We start from the raw sequence: 16,566 nt of genomic DNA on the forward strand, positions 1-16,566 counted from the left end.
CGGGGTTCTTGCGGGGTCTCGGCGACGCGCGTCGCTGGCGCTCCTTGCTGCTCGACCAACGGCTCGTCGTACGGCGAGGTCCGCGCGGTGCTTGTGGGGTCTCGACGGCGCGCGTCGCTGGCGCTCCTTGCTGCTCGACCGACGGCTCGTCGTGCGGCGAGGTCGGCGGGGTTCTTGCGGGGTCTCGGCGACGCGCGTCGCTGGCGCTCCTTGCTGCTCGACCACGGCTCGTCGTACGACGTGAACCGGCGCCGGCTCGGCGCGGCGCGCCCGTGTGCCAGCGATTGCCGTCGCTGGGGCGTCGCCTTCGGCGAGACTTGCCGACGAGACCGGCACCGAGGTCTCACTAGGTTGAGGTCCCTCGCAGCGGGTGGACCCGGAGGAACAGAGGTGGCGTGATGTCGATGTTCAGGTGGACCGTGGTGAAGCCCGGTCAGGGTGAGGCGGTGGCGCCCGACGAGCGGCTCGACTGGGGGCGCACGGCCGGGATCGGCGCCCAGCACGTCGTGGCGATGTTCGGGGCGACGTTCGTCTTCCCGCTGATCATGGGGCTCAACGCCAACCTCGCGATCATGATGAGCGGCATCGCGACGATCTGCTTCCTGCTGATCGTGCGCAACAAGGTGCCCAGCTACCTCGGCACCAGCGCGTCCTTCGTCGGCGGCGCCGCAGCGATCTACAACCAGGGCGGCAGCCCCTCCGACGTCACGGGCGCGATCCTGGTCTCCGGCGTCATCCTGGCGCTGGTGGGCCTCTTCATCCACGTGGCCGGCACCGGCATGGTCAACGCGGTGCTGCCCCCGGTGGTGACCGGCGCGGTCGTGCTGCTGATCGGCTTCAACCTCGCCCCGGTCGCGACCTCGGTCTACATGCCGGCCGACTACTGGATCGCGCTGCTGACGATGACCGCCGTCATCGTGATGGCCGTGGGGCTGCGCGGCTTCCTGGGGCGCATCGCGATCTTCCTGGGCCTGATCTTCGGGTACGTCGTCTCCTGGCTCGCCGACCTGACCCTCGGCCCGATCACCTCGGTCACCCCGTCCTCCAACGGCGAGGCCGTCGAGCACGACCGCGTCGACTGGTCGCTGGTCTCGGGGGCCGACTGGTTCGGGTTCCCCGACAAGACCACCGCGGGCGCGGGCGGCTGGCACCTCCCGTCCTTCAGCATCACCTTCACGCTGCTGGTCATCCCCGCGGTCATCGCCCTGGTCGCCGAGAACGTCGGGCACGTCAAGGCGGTCGCCGAGATGACCGGCCGCGACCTCGACCCCGAGATGGGCCGCGCGGTCGGCGCCGACGGCGTCGCCACGGTCATCGCCACCTCGATCGGCGGCTCGCCGACCACGACGTACGCCGAGAACATCGGCGTGATGGCCACGACCCGGGTCTACTCGACCGCGGCCTACTACGTGGCGGCCGTGACCGCGATCCTGCTCGGTCTGGTCCCCAAGTTCGGGGCGATCGTCAACGCCACCCCCTCCGCCGTGCTGGGCGGCATCACCCTTGTCCTCTACGGGATGATCGGACTGCTCGGCGCGAAGATCTGGAAGGAGAACGGGGTGGACTTCGGCAACCCGGTCAACCTCGTCCCGGTCGCGGCCGGCCTGGTGATGGGCATCGGCCTGGGCACCGACCAGTTCTTCCCGGTGACCGACGACTTCACCCTCGGCGGCATCGCCGCCGGCACGATCATCATCGTCGCGGGCTACCACCTGGCGCGCGCCATCGCGCCCGCCCCGGCCGACGGCACGATGCTCTCGGTCGGCACCGAGGGCGTGCACCACGAGGGCGGCCCGGCCCGCCCCGACCACGAGGGCCGGCACCGGGGGTGAGCCCGACGTGAAGCCCGCGCCCGTCGGCTACCTGCGCCCGACCAGCCTCGAGGAGGCCTGTCGGGCCCTGGCGGACGACCCCGACGCCAAGGTGCTGGCGGGCGGGCAGAGCCTGGTGCCGCTGCTGTCGATGCGGCTGGCGGCGCCGAGCACGCTGGTCGACATCAACGCGCTGCCGGGGCTCGATGGCGTCGAGGCGGACGAGGGCGGCGTGCGGGTGGGCGCCCTGGTGCGCCACGCCGACCTGCTCGCCCACGACGGGGCCGCGCGGGTCCAGCCGCTGCTGCGGATGGCGCTGAGCCACGTCGCGCACGCCCCGATCCGCAACCGCGGCACCACCGTCGGCTCGCTGGTGCACGCCGACGCCGCCGCCGAGATGCCGGCCGTGCTGGCCCTGCTCGACGGCACCGTCGAGGTGGTCTCGACCCGCGGCACCCGCACCGTCGCCGGCGCCGACCTGGTCGTCGGACCGCTGGAGAGCTCGCTGGCCCACGACGAGGTCGCCACCTCGGCGTGGTTCCCCGCGCTCGCCGACGGCCAGGGGGTCGGGTTCGCCGAGATCTCGCGCCGGCAGGGCGACTACGCGCTCTGCGGGGTCGCGGCCCTCGTACGTCGGCCCGCCGGCCGGGTCGTCGAGGCCCGCGCGGCCTACCTCGCCGTGGACGAGACCCCCACCGTCGTCGACCTGCTGCCCGCCCTCGACGGTGACCCCGACGAGGCGAGGCTCGCGGCGGCCGCCGACCTCGCCCTCGCCTCGCTCTCGCCGGCCGGCGACATCCACGCCACCGAGCAGTACCGTGCCCACCTCGCCCGGGTGCTGACCGTCCGGGTGCTGCGCGGGGCCGACGACCACGCCCGCCGGCGCGGGCAGGGGGGAGCCGCATGAGCGCCGAGGAGCTGCACGAGGTGCACCTCGTGGTCAACGGCACGACGTACGACGTGCAGGTGCCCGCCCGGCGCCTGCTCAGCGACGCCCTGCGCCACGACCTCGGGCTGACCGGCACCCACGTGGGCTGCGAGCACGGCGTGTGCGGCGCCTGCACCGTGCTGCTCGACGGGCGCCCGGTGCGGGCCTGCCTGCTGCTGGCGGTCACCGTCGACGGCCACGAGGTCACCACCGTCGAGGGCCTGGCCGGCCCCGACGGCACGCTCAGCGCCGTGCAGGAGGGGTTCCGCCAGTGCCACGGCCTGCAGTGCGGGTTCTGCACGCCGGGCTTCCTGACCACGGTCACCGCCGGGCTGCGCGAGAACCCCGACCCGACCCACGAGGAGGCCCGGGAGATGGTCGCCGGCAACCTGTGCCGCTGCACCGGCTACCAGAACATCGTGCGCGCCGTGGAGCGCGCCGCCGAGCTCGGCCGGGAGCAGGCGTGACCACGCGGCTGACCGGCGCCCCGGTGCAGCGCACCGAGGACCGCCGCCTGCTCACCGGCGCCGGCCGCTTCGTCGACGACGTGCAGGTCGGGCCGCAGACGCTGCACGCGGCGGTGCTGCGCAGCCCGCACGCCCACGCGCGCATCGTCGACATCGACGTCGACGCGGTGCTCGACCTCGAGGGCGTGCACCTGGTCTGGACCCACGAGGACCTCGCGGGGGTCTCGGCCCCGCTGGCCGAGCCGCTGCCGCTGCTGATCCCGCACCCGGCGCTGACGCACGGCCGCACCCAGCACGCCCTGGCCCGCGACCAGGTCAACCACGTCGGCGAGGCCGTCGCGTTCGTGGTGGCCGACGACCGCTACGTCGCCGAGGACGCCGTCGCGCGCATCCGGGTCACCTGGGAGGTGCTGGAGCCGGTGGTCGGCCTCGAGCAGGCCCGCGCCGGTGAGCGCCTGGTGCACGACGACGTGCCCGGCAACGTCGGCGCCCGGCTCGAGCAGGGCACCGCCGACGCCGAGCAGATGGCCGCGGCCCTCGAGGCGGCGCCGCACCGGCTCGCCCTCGACCTCGAGGTCGAGCGCTCGGCCTGCACCCCGCTGGAGGGCCGCGGGACGGTCGCGCGCTGGGACCCCGACTCCGACCGCCTCCAGGTGTGGACCTCCACCCAGACCTCCACCGGCGTGCGCGCCGCGGTGGCCGCGAGACTGGGCCTCGACCTGGGCCAGGTCGACGTGATCACCCCCGACGTCGGCGGCGGCTTCGGGGTCAAGATCAACCACCCCTGGCCCGAGGAGCTGCTGGTGCCGGCGGCCGCCCGCGTGCTGGGGCGGGTCGTGAAGTTCACCGAGGACCGCCGCGAGCACTTCGTCTCCTCCGCCCACGAGCGCGGCCAGCTCCAGCACGTCGAGGTCGGCTTCGACGACGAGGGCCGGCTGCTGGCCCTCGACGTGGAGTTCTGGCACGACCACGGCGCCTACACGCCGTACGGGCTGATCGTGCCGATCATCACCAGCACCCAGCTGCTCGGGCCCTACAAGCCGCAGCTCTACCGGGTGGTCTTCGAGTCGCTCTACACCAACACCACGATGGTCACGCCCTACCGCGGCGCGGGGCGCCCGCAGGGCTGCTACGCCATGGAGCGCACCATGGACGCGATCGCCGCCCACCTGGGCCGCGACCGCACGGAGGTGCGCGCGGCCAACTTCATCCAGCCCGACGAGTTCCCCTACGACCAGGGGCTGGTCTTCCAGGACGGCCGCGAGCTCGAGTACGACTCCGGCGACTACCCGGCGCTGCTCGAGAAGGCCAAGGCGCTGGTGGGGTGGGACGAGTTCGAGACGTTCCGCGCCGAGATGGCCGCCGAGGGGCGCCGGGTCGGCATCGGCCTGGCCTGCTACGTCGAGGGCACCGGCGTCGGGCCCTACGAGGGCGCCCACGTGCACGTCGAGACCAGCGGCAAGGTCAAGGTCGCCACCGGCCTGACCACCCAGGGCCAGGGCCACCAGACCGTCTTCGCCCAGCTCGTCGCCGACGAGCTCGGCTGCCGCTTCGAGGACGTCGAGGTGGTCACCGGCGACACCCGCCGGATGCCGTACGCCGTGGGCACCTTCGCCTCGCGCGCCGCGGTGATGAGCGGCTCGGCGATCCACCTGGCCGCCAAGCGGACCAAGGAGAAGGCGCTGCGCATCGCCGCCGACGCCCTGGAGGCCGACGAGGCCGACCTGGAGATCGTCGAGGGGAGCGTGCGGGTCAAGGGCTCACCCGGCTCCGCCATCGACCTGGGCACGGTCGCGGTGCTCTCCAACCCGCTGCGCTACGCCTTCGACGAGGCCTCCAAGGCCGCCACCCAGTTCTCCGTCGGCGACCCCGGCCGGCCGCCGGTCGCCGAGGACGACGAGCCCGGCCTGGAGGGCAAGGACTTCTACAGCCCCGAGCGGGCCACCTTCGCCTCCGGCATCCACGCCGTCGTCGTCGAGACCGACCCCGACACCGCCGAGGTCACGATCCTCAAGTACGCCGTCGTGCACGACTGCGGCACGCTGGTCAACCCGATGATCGTGGAGGGCCAGATCCACGGCGGCGTCGCCCAGGGCGTCGCCGGGGCGCTCTTCGAGCGGATGGCCTACGACGAGTCCGGGCAGCTGCTCAACGCCTCGTTCATGGACTTCCTGATGCCCTACGTCACCGAGGTGCCCGACGGCATCGACATCGACCACCAGGAGACGCCGAGCCCGCTCAACCCGCTCGGGATCAAGGGCGCCGGCGAGGCCGGGGTGATCCCGTCGGCCGCCGTCTTCGCCGCGGCCATCGAGGACGCCGAGGGCATCCGGGTGACCCGGATGCCGATGTCGCCCTCCGACCTCTTCCACCTGCGGACCGACCAGCGACAGGAGCCCACCTCGTGAGGATCAGCGGAGAGCACGTGCTGGAGCGACCCGTCGCGCTGGTGTGGGACGCCCTGCTCGACCCGGTGGTGCTCGTGGGCACCATCCCGGGCTGCTCACGGCTCGAGCGGCTGCCCGGCGACGCGGGGGAGCACGCCTACGCCATGACCGTGACCGCCGGCGTGGCCGCGATCAAGGGCACGTACGACGGCACCTGCACGCTCGGCGACCTGGTCGAGCACGAGTCGCTGACCATGCACCTGCAGGGCGCCGGCGCGCCGGGCACGGTCGACGCCCGGGTCGCGGTGCGCTTCGAGCCCGCCGAGGGGGGCACCCGGATCACCTACGACGCCGACGCCACCGTCGGCGGCATGGTGGGCGGCGTCGGCCAGCGGATGCTGACCTCGGTGTCGCGGCGGATGGCCGCGGAGTTCTTCGGCAACGTCGCCGCCGCCCTGGCCGGCGGGCCCGCCCCGGCCGCGGTCGCACCGGCCGTCGCGGGGGCCGCCGAGCGCGAGCAGCCGGGCACGGTCTACACGACCACCGGTGCCGGCCCGGACGCGTTCGCGGCGGGCAACGCCTTCTGGCAGGGCGTCGCCACCGGTGCCGGGCTGGTGCTCCTGGGGGTGTTCGCGGGTGCCCGCTGGACGCGTCGGCCATGATGCGGGGGTGAGCAGCCAGCAGCCGGGTCGTGACCTGACCGTCCACTCCAGCGCGCGCGAGATGGCCGCGGCCGTGCGCACGCGACGGATCTCGGCGCGCGAGCTGCTCGAGCTGCACCTGGCCCGCATCGAGGAGCGCAACCCCGAGCTCAACGCCGTCGTCAACCTCGACGCCGACCGCGCGCGGGCGGGCGCGGCGGCCGCCGACGAGCACCTGGCGCGCGGCGGCCCGCTCGGTCCGCTGCACGGGCTCCCGTTCGCCTTCAAGGACACCCACGCCGTGGCCGGCTGGCCCACGACGTACGGCTCCCCGCTCTTCGCCGACCACGTGCCCCAGCACGACGAGCTGCTCGTCGAGCGGGTACGCCGCGCCGGTGTCGTGGTGCTCGGTCGCACCAACGTGCCCGAGTTCGCCGCCGGGTCGCACACCTTCAACCGGCTCTTCGGCACCACCCGCAACCCCCACGACCCCAGCCGCAGCGCCGGTGGCTCGAGCGGCGGGGCGGCGGCCGCGCTGGCCAGCGGCATGGTGCCGCTGGCCGACGGCTCCGACATGGGCGGCTCGTTGCGCAACCCGGCGTCGTTCTGCGGGGTGGTGGGGATGCGCCCCAGCCTCGGCCGGGTGCCCGAGTGGCCGCTCTACAACCAGTGGGAGACGACCTCGGTCGGCGGCCCGCTGGCCCGCGACGTCGGCGACCTGGCCCTGCTGCTCTCGGTCCTGGCCGGCCCCGACCCCCGTGCCCCGATGGCGCTCGGCGAGCCCGGGCACCGCTTTGCCGCCCCGCTCGAGCCGACGCCCCGGGCCCTGCACGGGCTGCGGGTCGCCTGGTCGCTCGACCTGGGCGGGGCCTTCGCGGTCGACGAGGAGGTCGCGGTCGTCACCGAGCAGGCCGGCCGCCTGATGGCGCGCCACGGCGCCCGGGTGCACGGCGCCCACCCCGACCTCAGCGAGGGCGACGACACCTTCCGCACCCTGCGCGCCTGGCACCTGCACGCCAAGCTCGGGCCGCTGCTGGCCGAGCACCCCGGCGAGCTCAAGGCCAGCCTCGCCGACAACATCCGCGCGGGCGCGCCGCTCACCGGCACCGACGTGGCCCGCGCCTACACCCAGCGCACGACGCTCGGCGAGCGGATGCGCCAGTTCTTCACCCACCACGACCTGCTGGTGCTGCCGGTCTCCCAGGTGGCGCCCTTCCCCGCCGAGCAGGAGTACCCGACCCAGGTCGCCGGGCGCCCGATGGCCTCCTACCTCGACTGGATGCGCTCGGCCTACCTGGTCACCGTCACCGGGTGCCCCTCGATCGCCGTGCCCGCCGGCCGCACCCCCGAGGGGCTGCCGGTCGGCGTGCAGCTGGTCGGCCCGCACGGCAGCGACCGGCGCCTGCTCGAGGTCGCCGCCGCGTTCGAGGCGGCCCGTGAGCAGGGGTGAGGAGCCGCTGTGGCGGCTGGCCGGGTCGCTGCACCCGGCGTACGCCGCCGTCGACTGGGCGGCCACCGGGCTGGGGGAGCCGCGCGACTGGAGCCCCGCGCTGCGCAGCACGCTCGCGCTGGCGCTCGAGACCCGCTTCGCGATGGCCCTGTTCTGGGGCCCCGACCAGGTGCTGCTCTACAACGAGGCCTTCGTCGGGCTGATCGCCGACAAGCACCCGGCGGCGCTGGGGCGTCCCACCCGGGACGTCTTCCCCGAGGCGTGGGACCAGATCGGGCCGATGCTGCACTCGGTGGTCGAGGACGCCACGCCGACGTGGGTCGTCGACGCGGAGGTGCCGCTGCGGCGCTCGGGCTTCCTCGAGGAGTGCTACTTCACCTTCTCCTACTCGCCGGTGCGCGGGCCCGACGGTGCCGTCGAGGGGGCCGTCGACATCGTCACCGAGACCACCCGCCAGGTCGTCGCGCGCCGGCGGCTGCAGGTGCTGACCCGGCTCGACCAGGGCCTGGCCCGGGTCTCGAGCACCGCCGGCCTGGTCGACCTGGCGGTGCGCGTGCTGGGCGCCGACCCCGGCGACCTCAGCGAGGTCGAGGCGGTCCCCGGGGCGGTCGCCGACCCCGTCGTGCTCGAGAGCGTGGGCGCGCCGGGGGAGGGCACGGTGGCCCGCATCGCCCTGCCGGTGCCCGACCCGCGGGCACCCCAGCAGCACCTGCGGGTCCGGCTCAGCGACCGCCTCGCCCTCGACGAGGACTACGTCGACTTCCTGCGCTCCCTGGCCGGCGCGCTGCAGCAGGCGCTGGAGCTGATGGCCGCCCGCGACTCCGACCGCCGGCTCTCCGAGGCGCTGCAGCGCAGCCTGCTGACCCGGCCCGCCCACGGCCCCACGCTCCAGGTCGCGGTGCGCTACCAGCCCGCCGCCGAGAAGGCCCGGGTCGGCGGGGACTGGTACGACGCCTACGTGCTGCCCGACGGGGCGCTCGCCGTCATGGTCGGCGACGTCGCCGGCCACGACCAGCACGCCGCCGCCGCGATGGGCCAGCTGCGCAACCTGACCCGCGGTGTCGCCTACAGCGCCCGCCTGGCGCTGCCCGCCCGCGTGCTGAGCGACCTCGACCGCGCGATGGCCGGGCTCGGCGTCGACGAGGTCGCCACCGCGGTGCTGGCCGTGGTCGAGGACGGCGGGCCCGACGGCCAGCTGCTGCACTGGAGCAACGCCGGGCACCCGCCGCCGGTGGTCGTCGAGGCCGACGGCTCGGTGCGGCTCCTCGAGGACGTGCCCGACCTGCTGCTGGGCCTCGACCCCGAGACCCGGCGCGCCGACCACCGGCTGCGGCTGCGCCCCGGCGACACCCTCCTGCTCTACACCGACGGGCTCGTCGAGCGGCGCGACGCGGCGCTCGCCGACGGACTCGCCTGGCTGGTCGCGACCCTGGAGGGCTGGGGCGACCGCGATCCCGAGGACCTCTGCGACCACCTGCTCACCGCGGTGGGCCAGCACGAGGACGACCTGGTGCTGCTGGCCCTGCGCGCCCGCACCTGACCGGCGCGCGGCTGACCGGCAGGGGCCCGGTTGTCGTATGCTCGCCCATCGTCCGGGAGGCACCCCGGGCGCACCGCGAGGAGGCACACGATCACCGCACCCAGCGCCGCCCAGCCCACCGGCGAGGCACCCCACGGCACCGTCCCGATCGGGGTGGTCCTCGGTGGTGTGCAGAAGGCCGCCACCAGCACGCTCTACCGCGTCCTGGTCAGCCACCAGCACATCACCCGGGCCCCGCAGAAGGAGTGGCACTTCTTCGACGACGACTCCCTCGACTGGGAGCGTCCCGACTTCAGCCACTACCAGGTCGCGCTGCGCTCGGCGCGCTCGAAGGCCACGATGGGCGTCGACGCCACCCCGTCGTACCTCTTCTGGCCGGGCGCGCTGGAGCGGATCCGCTCCTGGAACCCCGACGTGCCGCTGATCTTCTGCTTCCGCGACCCGATCGAGCGCGCCTTCTCGCACTGGGTGATGAACTGGACGCGCCGGCTGCCCTCCGACGAGCGGATCACCTTCGCCGAGTCGGTGCGCATCGACTTCGACCCGTCGTGGATCGGCACCCGCCCCGACGGCTGGGACGCCAAGTCGCTGCGCACCCGCACCGTGGTCGCACGCGGCTTCTACGGCGCCCAGCTGGCCCGGGTGCACTCGATCTTCCCCCGCGAGCAGGTGCACCTCGTCGACTTCCACCAGATGGTCAGGGCCCAGCACGACACCGCCGAGGACCTGGTGGCGCGCCTGGGGCTGCCGCCGTACAAGAAGCGGTTCGAGCCGCTGGCGCGCAGCGCCTCGCAGACCGACTTCGAGGCCGACGCGCCCACCGCCGACGACATCGCCGTGCTGCTCGACCGCTTCGCCGACGACCACCGCGCCTTCAGCGAGACCTCCGGGCTCGACACCTCGGGATGGACCACCAGCAGGCTGCTGGCCGGGGAGCTCACCCCCGGCGACGTCGCCGAGAAGCTGGGGCGCAAGGCCGGCCTGCTGTAGCCACCGGCGCATCGCCGGATCGGTGGACTGGTCGGTAACCAGCACACTGACCACGTGCCTGCCTCCAGCGACCGGATGTACCGCGCCCTGCACGCCGTCGTGCCCCCGGCGGCCCGGGCGCTGTGGCGCCCGCGCGTCGAGGGCCTCGAGCACGTGCCGGCCACCGGCGGGGTGCTGCTGGCCAGCAACCACCTCTCCTTCATCGACTCGGTGGTCATCCCGGTGGTCGTGCCGCGCAAGGTCGTGTTCCTGGCCAAGTCCGACTACTTCACCGGCCCCGGGCTGCGGGGCGCCGCGCAGCGGGCCTGGTTCGAGGGCCTCGGGATGCTGCCGGTCGACCGCGACGACCCGCGCGCGGCCATCGCCAGCCTCGACACCGCGCTCGAGGTCCTGGGCCGCGGCGAGGCCTTCGGCCTCTACCCCGAGGGCTCGCGCTCGCGCGACGGCCGGCTCTACCGCGGCCGCACCGGGGTGGCCCACCTCGCCCTGACCGCGGGGGTGCCGGTCGTGCCCGTCGGGCTGGTGGGCACCGAGCGGCTCCAGCCGGTCGGCACGAGCCTGCCGCGCCCGGTGCGCGTCACCGTGCGCTTCGGCGCGCCGGTGCAGGCGGCGGGGCGCTTCGACGGCGTCCCGCTGGGGCGGGCACGCCGCGAGCTGACCGACGAGGTGATGACCGCGATCGGCGAGCTGACCGGGCAGGTGCCGGCGGGCATCTACAACGACCGCGCACCCGGGGCCTGAGGGCGTCTCCGGCCCGCAGAACCTGCCAACCCACGGGGGGCCGGTCGGCAGGTTCCGCCGTGGCCGGCCGTGGTGCGGCGCCGGTTGAATCGCCACGTGACGCGGAGCATCCGGATCGGCATCGACACCGGTGGCACCTTCACCGACGTGGTCGCCTTCGACGAGGTGTCGGGGGAGCTGGTGACCACCAAGACCCCCTCGACCCCGGCCGACCCCGCCGAGGGGTTCCTGGCCGGCATCGACAAGGTCCTGGCGCTGCTCGGGCGCGGGGCCGCCGACGTCGACGCGGTCAGCCACGGCACCACGGTGGCCACCAACCAGCTGCTCGAGGGCAAGGTCGAGCGGCTGGGGTTCATCACCACCGAGGGCTACGAGGCGATGCTCGAGATCGCGCGCCAGTCGGTGCCCGACGGCTACGGCAACTCCTACTTCTGGGTCAAGCCCGACCGCATCGTCCCGCGCGACCTGGTCAAGGGCGTCGGCGGCCGGCTCGACCACACCGGCGCCGAGGTCCGGCCCTTCGACACCGAGGGCGCCCGGGAGGTCGCCCGCTGGTTCCGCGGCCGCGGCATCACCACCCTGGGCGTGTGCTTCCTGCACTCCTACGCCGACCCCTCCCACGAGGAGGCGATGCGCGAGGTGCTCACCGAGGAGCACCCCGAGGCCGTCGTGTCGCTCTCGAGCCAGGTGCTGCGCGAGTACCGCGAGTACGAGCGCGCCATGACCACGCTCGTCGACGCGGCGGTCAAGCCCCGGCTCTCGGCGTACGTCGCCCGCATCACCGAGCGCCTGCGCGCCCACGGCGAGCGGGCCGTCCCCTTCTACGTGATGAAGTCCAACGGCGGGGTGCTCTCGGCCGAGGAGGTCGTGCACCAGCCGATCACCACCGTGCTCTCCGGGCCCGCCGCGGGCGCGCTCGGCGCCGCGATGATCGCCCGGGTGGCCGGCTTCGACCGGGTGCTGACCTCCGACGGCGGCGGCACCTCGACCGACGTCTCCGTGGTCGTCGACGGCGAGCCGACCCTGACCACCGAGGGGTCGGTGGGCGCCTACCCCTCCAAGATCCCGATGATCGACGTGGTGACCGTCGGGGCCGGCGGCGGCTCGATCGCCTGGCTCTCGCCCGAGGGCACGCTCAAGGTCGGCCCGCACTCGGCCGGGGCCGACCCGGGTCCGCTCTGCTACGCCCGGGGCGGTCGCGACGTGACGATCACCGACGCCCACGTCGTGCTGGGCCGCATCCCGCCCCACCTGCTGGGCGGGGAGATCCCGCTCGACGTCGAGGCCGCCCGCGCCGGGGTGGAGGCGCTGGCCGACCGGCTCGGGCTGAGCCCGGAGGCGTGCGCGACCGGGGTGCTGGAGATCTCGGCGTGGAACCAGGCCAACGCGCTGCGCCAGGTCACCGTCAAGCGCGGCCTCGACGTCCGCGACTTCACCCTGACCACCTTCGGCGGCTCCGGCTCGCTGCTGCTGTGCCGGCTGATGGACGTGCTGGGCATCGCGACCGTGCTGGTGCCGCCCGACCCCGGCAACGTCTCGGCCTTCGGGCTGCTGACCGTCGACGTCAAGAACGACTACGTGCAGACCCACGTGCGCCTGGCCGAGCAGCTCGCCGCCGCCGACGTGGCGCGGGTGCTCGACGAGCTGGGGGTCCGGGCGGCCCGGGCCCTGAGGGGCGAGGGCTTCGAGGAGGCCGAGCACCGCTTCGTGCGCACCGCCGACCTGCGCTACTTCGGGCAGGCCTTCGAGGTGCGGGTCGCGGTGCCCGAGGGACCGGTCGGGCAGGAGACGCTCGACGAGGTCGCCCGGCGCTTCCACGCCGAGCACCGCGCGCTCTACGGCTACGACTTCGCGGGCGACCCCACCCAGCAGGTCGAGTGGGTCAACCTGCGGGTCTCGGGCATCGGCCCGATCCGGCGCCCCGAGATCCGCCGGCACCCGGTGCCCGACCCGCCGCCCGGCCCGCCGGTCGAGACCGGCCGCCGGCCGGTCTGCTTCGAGGCCGGCGAGGGGTACGTCGACACCGCGGTGCACCAGCGCACCGACCTGGCCCCGGGCACCGTGGTGACCGGCCCGGCGGTCGTGGAGGAGTTCGGCTCCACGGTGCCGCTGCACCCCGGCTTCACCGCCCGGGTCGACGAGCACCTCAACCTGGTCGTGACCCGGGAGGAGACCCGATGAGCCGCCGCGCCCCCACCGCCTTCCCCTTCGGCTTCCTCACCGACGACCGGGGCGCCGGCGCCGACCCGGTGCTGGTGGAGATCGTGCAGGGCACGCTGACCAGCGTCGAGGCCGAGGTCGAGACCGCGATCGCGCGCACCAGCCGCAGCCCGATGATCCGCGACGCCCACGACTTCCGCGCCGGCATCCACGACCGGCTGCTGCGCAAGCTCACCGGGCGCTCCTACTCGGCGCTGGTGCACCCGGTGGCCCGCGACTTCCCGATCGAGCAGATGCGCGAGGGCGACGTCTTCTTCCACAACGACGTCTACCGCTCCGAGGGCGGCATCGGACACCTGCCCGACCTGTGCGTCACCGTGCCCGTCCTCAGCGGCCCCGAGGGGGAGCGCCGGGTCGTCGCGTTCGTGCAGGCCTTCGGCCACCACGACGACATCGGGGGAGCGGTGCCGGGCTCGATGCCCTCGGGCGCGACGAGCGTCTTCGAGGAGGGCCTGATGGTGCCGCCCATCAAGCTGTGGGACGCCGGGGTGCCCAACCGCGCGGCGCTGGCGATCATGACCCGCAACTCGCGGATGCCCGAGTCGCTGGCCGCCGACCTCGACGCCGAGTGCTCGGCCTGCCTGATGGGCGCGCGCCGGCTCGGCGAGCTCTTCGACCGCTACGGGGTCGAGGTCGTGGAGTCGTGCTTCGACGCGATCATCGACCGCACCACGACGACGTACCGCCGCGAGATCCTCAGCCGCATCCCGGTCGGCTCGTGGACGTGGGAGGACTACGCCGAGCACGACGGCGTCGACGAGCCCCGGCTGCACACCCAGCGGATCACGCTGACCCGCACCCCGCCCGAGGACCCCGACGGCGAGCGGCTGGTCGTCGACTTCGACGGCACCGGGCCCCAGGCGCGCGGGCCGATCAACCACTGCGGCGACTACTCCGACGGTGTGTTCCTCAAGAAGTGGCTGGCCCCGGTGCTGCGCAACCTCGCCGAGACCCCCGAGCGGATGGCCGAGCTCGACGTCAACGAGGGCGTGGTGCCGCTGATCGAGATGCGCTTCCCCGAGCCGGGCACGCTGCTCACGCCGGTCTTCCCGGCCCCCACCAACGCCCGCACCTTCGTGATCCTGCGCCTGCTGGGGGTGCTGGCCGGGGTGGTCGCCAAGGCGGTCGACGGGCAGATGCCGGCCGACCAGGAGACGATCCGCTACACCGGCGTGTACGGCGACGACGCCGACGGGCGTCCCTACCTGATGCGCGAGGTCCTCGGCGGCGGCTCGGGCGGGCGCCCCCACGGCGACGGCGAGGACACCATCCACGTGGTGCCCGACTCCCGCAACCTGCCCACCGAGTTCACCGAGGCCCGCTTCCCGTTCCTGGTCGAGCGGCTCTCGCTGGCCGTCGACAGCGGCGGCGCCGGGCAGTTCCGCGGCGGGCTGGGCTACGAGAAGCACGTGCGGATGCTGCGCGACGCGCACTCCATGTCGATCGCCGACCGCTCGATCCTGGCCTGCTGGGGCGTGCGCGGCGGGCTGGCCGGCTCCCCGTTCCAGGTCACGGTCGACCCCGGCGGACCTCGGGAGCGCGAGGTCGACGCCCTCGCCGACGCCGAGCCGGTGCGCGCCGGCGAGGTGATCCGCATCCGCACCACGGGGGGCGGCGGCTGGGGCGACCCGCTGCTGCGCGACCCCGCGCTGGTGGTGCGCGACGTGGTGTGGCGCAAGGTCTCGCCCGAGGCCGCGCTGGCGTCGTACGGCGTGGTGCTCACCGGGTCCCTCGACGACGACACCCTCGACCACGACGCGGAGGCGACGGCCGCCGAGCGGGCCGCGCGCCCGGCGCCGGCCGAGGCGTTCTTCGACCGGGGCCCCGGCTACGCCACGCTGGCCGGCGGGGCCACCCACGCCGACGTCGACCTCCTCGAGCCCGCCGGTGGTGGCACGATCGGGTCGTGAGCACGCGCGACGCCACCGACCCCGAGGCCGCCGAGGCCGCAGAGGTCTGCGCGGAGGTGGCGGCCGCGGGCTGGCGCTGGGTGCTGGCGCAGGTCCGGTGGGACGACGGCCCGTGGATCCCGGAGTCGGTGCCCCACGCGGGCGCGCCCCCCGACGAGCGCGACGGCACGCACAGCGGGGTGGGCGGGCTCGCCCTCGTGCTGGCAGAGCTCGCGCTGGCCCGCGCGTGGACCCCGCAGGAGGCCGAGCTGGCCGACGCGGTGGCGACCCGGGTGCGGGCGGGTCTCGGCGCCACCGACGACTGCTCGGCGTTCGACGGCCTCGTCAGCGCCGTCGGCAGCCTCACCGCGCTCGACGCGCCGGGCGCCGAGGACGCGGTGGCCCGGCTCGCCGCCCTGGCCGGGCCCGACGGGTGGGGGCAGTCCGTCCTGGGGGCGCCGTACCCCGACGGCACCCGCATCAGCGACGCCACGCTCGGCACCGCGGGCGTCCTGCTCGGCGCGGTGTGGGCGCGTCGGCAGCGGGTCCGTGGGGCCGACGACCTGGCCCGCCACGCCGCCGACGTGCTGCTGGCCGAGGCCGAGCCGGCCGACGTGGGCCGGCTGTGGCGCTTCGTCCCGCTGCGCTTCCTCGACCACGTGGCTCCCGAGGAGCGCCGGGAGATGCCGAACTGGTCGCACGGCGTGGCCGGGATCGCCGGTGCCCTCGCCGTCGCCGGGGCCGCGCTCGACCGGCCCGACCTGGTGGCCGCGGCCCGCAGCGGCGCCGAGCACCTGCTGTCCTGGGCCGACACCGGCGACGGCGGCCTGGTGGTGCCCCGGGTGGTGCCGCCGCGCCCGGCCGGGCCGGTCGAGGTGTCCTACGGCTGGTGCCACGGCCCGACCGGCACCGCGCTGCTCTTCGAGGCCCTCGGGCTGGCGGGGGTCGAGGAGGTCGCGGGGCTCGCCCCCGGCGCGTGGCGGCGGCGGTGCCTGCGCAGCGTGGCCGCCTCCGGCGTCCCGCAGCGGCGCGAGCCGGGGGCCTGGGACAACGACGGACGCTGCTGCGGCACCGCCGGGGTCGGCGACGCCGCCCTCGACAGCTGGCAGCGCCACGGGGACGAGGCCGACCTCGCGCTGGCCCGCGCCTGCGGTGACGCGCTCGTCGAGCGCGCGGTGCTCGACGGCCCGCACGCCTGGTGGCGCTTCGTCGAGCACCGCGCCCCGGACCCGCTGCTGCCGCCCGGGGTCGGCTGGATGCAGGGGGCGGCCGGCATCGCGGCGTACCTCGCCCGTCTGGCACGGGTGCTGCGCGAGGGACGCGAGGCGCCGGCCGTGGCCAGGCTCGACAGCTGGTGGGCCCTGCCGCGCCCGGTCCGGCGCTGAACGGTCTTTACTACACCACCCGGACGCGCCGCAAGACTTGTTGCACGTTCATGAGACGAATGATTAATTTCGGGTTTCGTCCCTTCCCTGCGCATCGATCTTCGGCGAGGGTGCAGG

The 16,566-nt window shown here is 74.8% G+C and carries 12 protein-coding genes; all 12 read left to right on the forward strand.

Going from position 1 to position 16,566, the window contains the following annotated elements; all coding sequences use genetic code 11:
- Positions 1-398: 398 nt before the first annotated feature.
- Positions 399-1,832 carry a uracil-xanthine permease family protein gene (locus OCU29_RS11065; protein ID WP_261819966.1) on the forward strand — a complete coding sequence of 478 codons (1,434 nt, stop codon included), beginning with the start codon at positions 399-401 and terminating at the stop codon, positions 1,830-1,832.
- Positions 1,833-1,839: 7 nt separating this feature from the next.
- Complete coding sequence (locus OCU29_RS11070; protein WP_261819967.1) at positions 1,840-2,718, forward strand: xanthine dehydrogenase family protein subunit M; 879 nt, start codon at positions 1,840-1,842, stop codon at positions 2,716-2,718.
- On the forward strand, positions 2,715-3,206 hold the full coding sequence (locus tag OCU29_RS11075) for a (2Fe-2S)-binding protein (protein WP_261819968.1): 492 nt from the start codon (positions 2,715-2,717) through the stop codon (positions 3,204-3,206). Before OCU29_RS11070 ends, OCU29_RS11075 begins: the two co-directional genes overlap by 4 nt.
- On the forward strand, positions 3,203-5,614 hold the full coding sequence (cutA, locus tag OCU29_RS11080; protein WP_261819969.1) for an aerobic carbon-monoxide dehydrogenase large subunit: 2,412 nt from the start codon (positions 3,203-3,205) through the stop codon (positions 5,612-5,614). The genes OCU29_RS11075 and cutA overlap by 4 nt, the downstream gene beginning before the upstream one ends.
- Positions 5,611-6,255, forward strand: coding sequence for a carbon monoxide dehydrogenase subunit G (locus tag OCU29_RS11085; RefSeq protein WP_179613869.1), 645 nt, complete (start codon positions 5,611-5,613; stop codon positions 6,253-6,255). Before cutA ends, OCU29_RS11085 begins: the two co-directional genes overlap by 4 nt.
- 7 nt (positions 6,256-6,262) lie before the next feature.
- On the forward strand, positions 6,263-7,684 hold the full coding sequence (locus OCU29_RS11090) for an amidase (RefSeq protein ID WP_261819970.1): 1,422 nt from the start codon (positions 6,263-6,265) through the stop codon (positions 7,682-7,684).
- Positions 7,671-9,224 carry a SpoIIE family protein phosphatase gene (locus OCU29_RS11095; RefSeq protein ID WP_261819971.1) on the forward strand — a complete coding sequence of 518 codons (1,554 nt, stop codon included), beginning with the start codon at positions 7,671-7,673 and terminating at the stop codon, positions 9,222-9,224. The genes OCU29_RS11090 and OCU29_RS11095 overlap by 14 nt, the downstream gene beginning before the upstream one ends.
- Positions 9,225-9,254: 30 nt before the next feature.
- The gene (locus OCU29_RS11100; RefSeq protein ID WP_261819972.1) at positions 9,255-10,214 is read left to right on the forward strand and encodes a sulfotransferase; all 960 of its coding nucleotides are present in this window, start codon (positions 9,255-9,257) and stop codon (positions 10,212-10,214) included.
- Positions 10,215-10,268: 54 nt separating this feature from the next.
- Positions 10,269-10,955: a 1-acyl-sn-glycerol-3-phosphate acyltransferase gene (locus OCU29_RS11105; protein WP_258017061.1), complete on the forward strand. Its 687-nt coding sequence runs from the start codon at positions 10,269-10,271 to the stop codon at positions 10,953-10,955.
- A 96-nt stretch (positions 10,956-11,051) separates the two neighbouring features.
- Positions 11,052-13,136, forward strand: a complete 2,085-nt coding sequence (locus tag OCU29_RS11110; RefSeq protein WP_261819973.1) for a hydantoinase/oxoprolinase family protein — start codon at positions 11,052-11,054, stop codon at positions 13,134-13,136.
- Positions 13,133-15,085 carry a hydantoinase B/oxoprolinase family protein gene (locus OCU29_RS11115; protein WP_261819974.1) on the forward strand — a complete coding sequence of 651 codons (1,953 nt, stop codon included), beginning with the start codon at positions 13,133-13,135 and terminating at the stop codon, positions 15,083-15,085. Before OCU29_RS11110 ends, OCU29_RS11115 begins: the two co-directional genes overlap by 4 nt.
- Entirely contained in the window at positions 15,082-16,449 is a 1,368-nt protein-coding gene (locus OCU29_RS11120) for a lanthionine synthetase LanC family protein (RefSeq protein WP_261819975.1), read from the forward strand. Before OCU29_RS11115 ends, OCU29_RS11120 begins: the two co-directional genes overlap by 4 nt.
- The last annotated feature ends 117 nt before the right edge of the window (positions 16,450-16,566 follow it).

Source organism: Nocardioides sp. OK12, assembly GCF_024341885.1.
GTDB lineage: Bacteria > Actinomycetota > Actinomycetes > Propionibacteriales > Nocardioidaceae > Nocardioides > Nocardioides marinisabuli.

What these genes read in the sequence shown, in the direction of transcription:
- OCU29_RS11115 (WP_261819974.1), top strand. Translation starts at nt 13,133, where the DNA reads ATGAGCCGCCGCGCCCCCACCGCCTTCCCCTTCGGCTTCCTCACCGAC.
- OCU29_RS11075 (WP_261819968.1), top strand. Translation starts at nt 2,715, where the DNA reads ATGAGCGCCGAGGAGCTGCACGAGGTGCACCTCGTGGTCAACGGCACG.
- OCU29_RS11065 (WP_261819966.1), top strand. Translation starts at nt 399, where the DNA reads ATGTCGATGTTCAGGTGGACCGTGGTGAAGCCCGGTCAGGGTGAGGCG.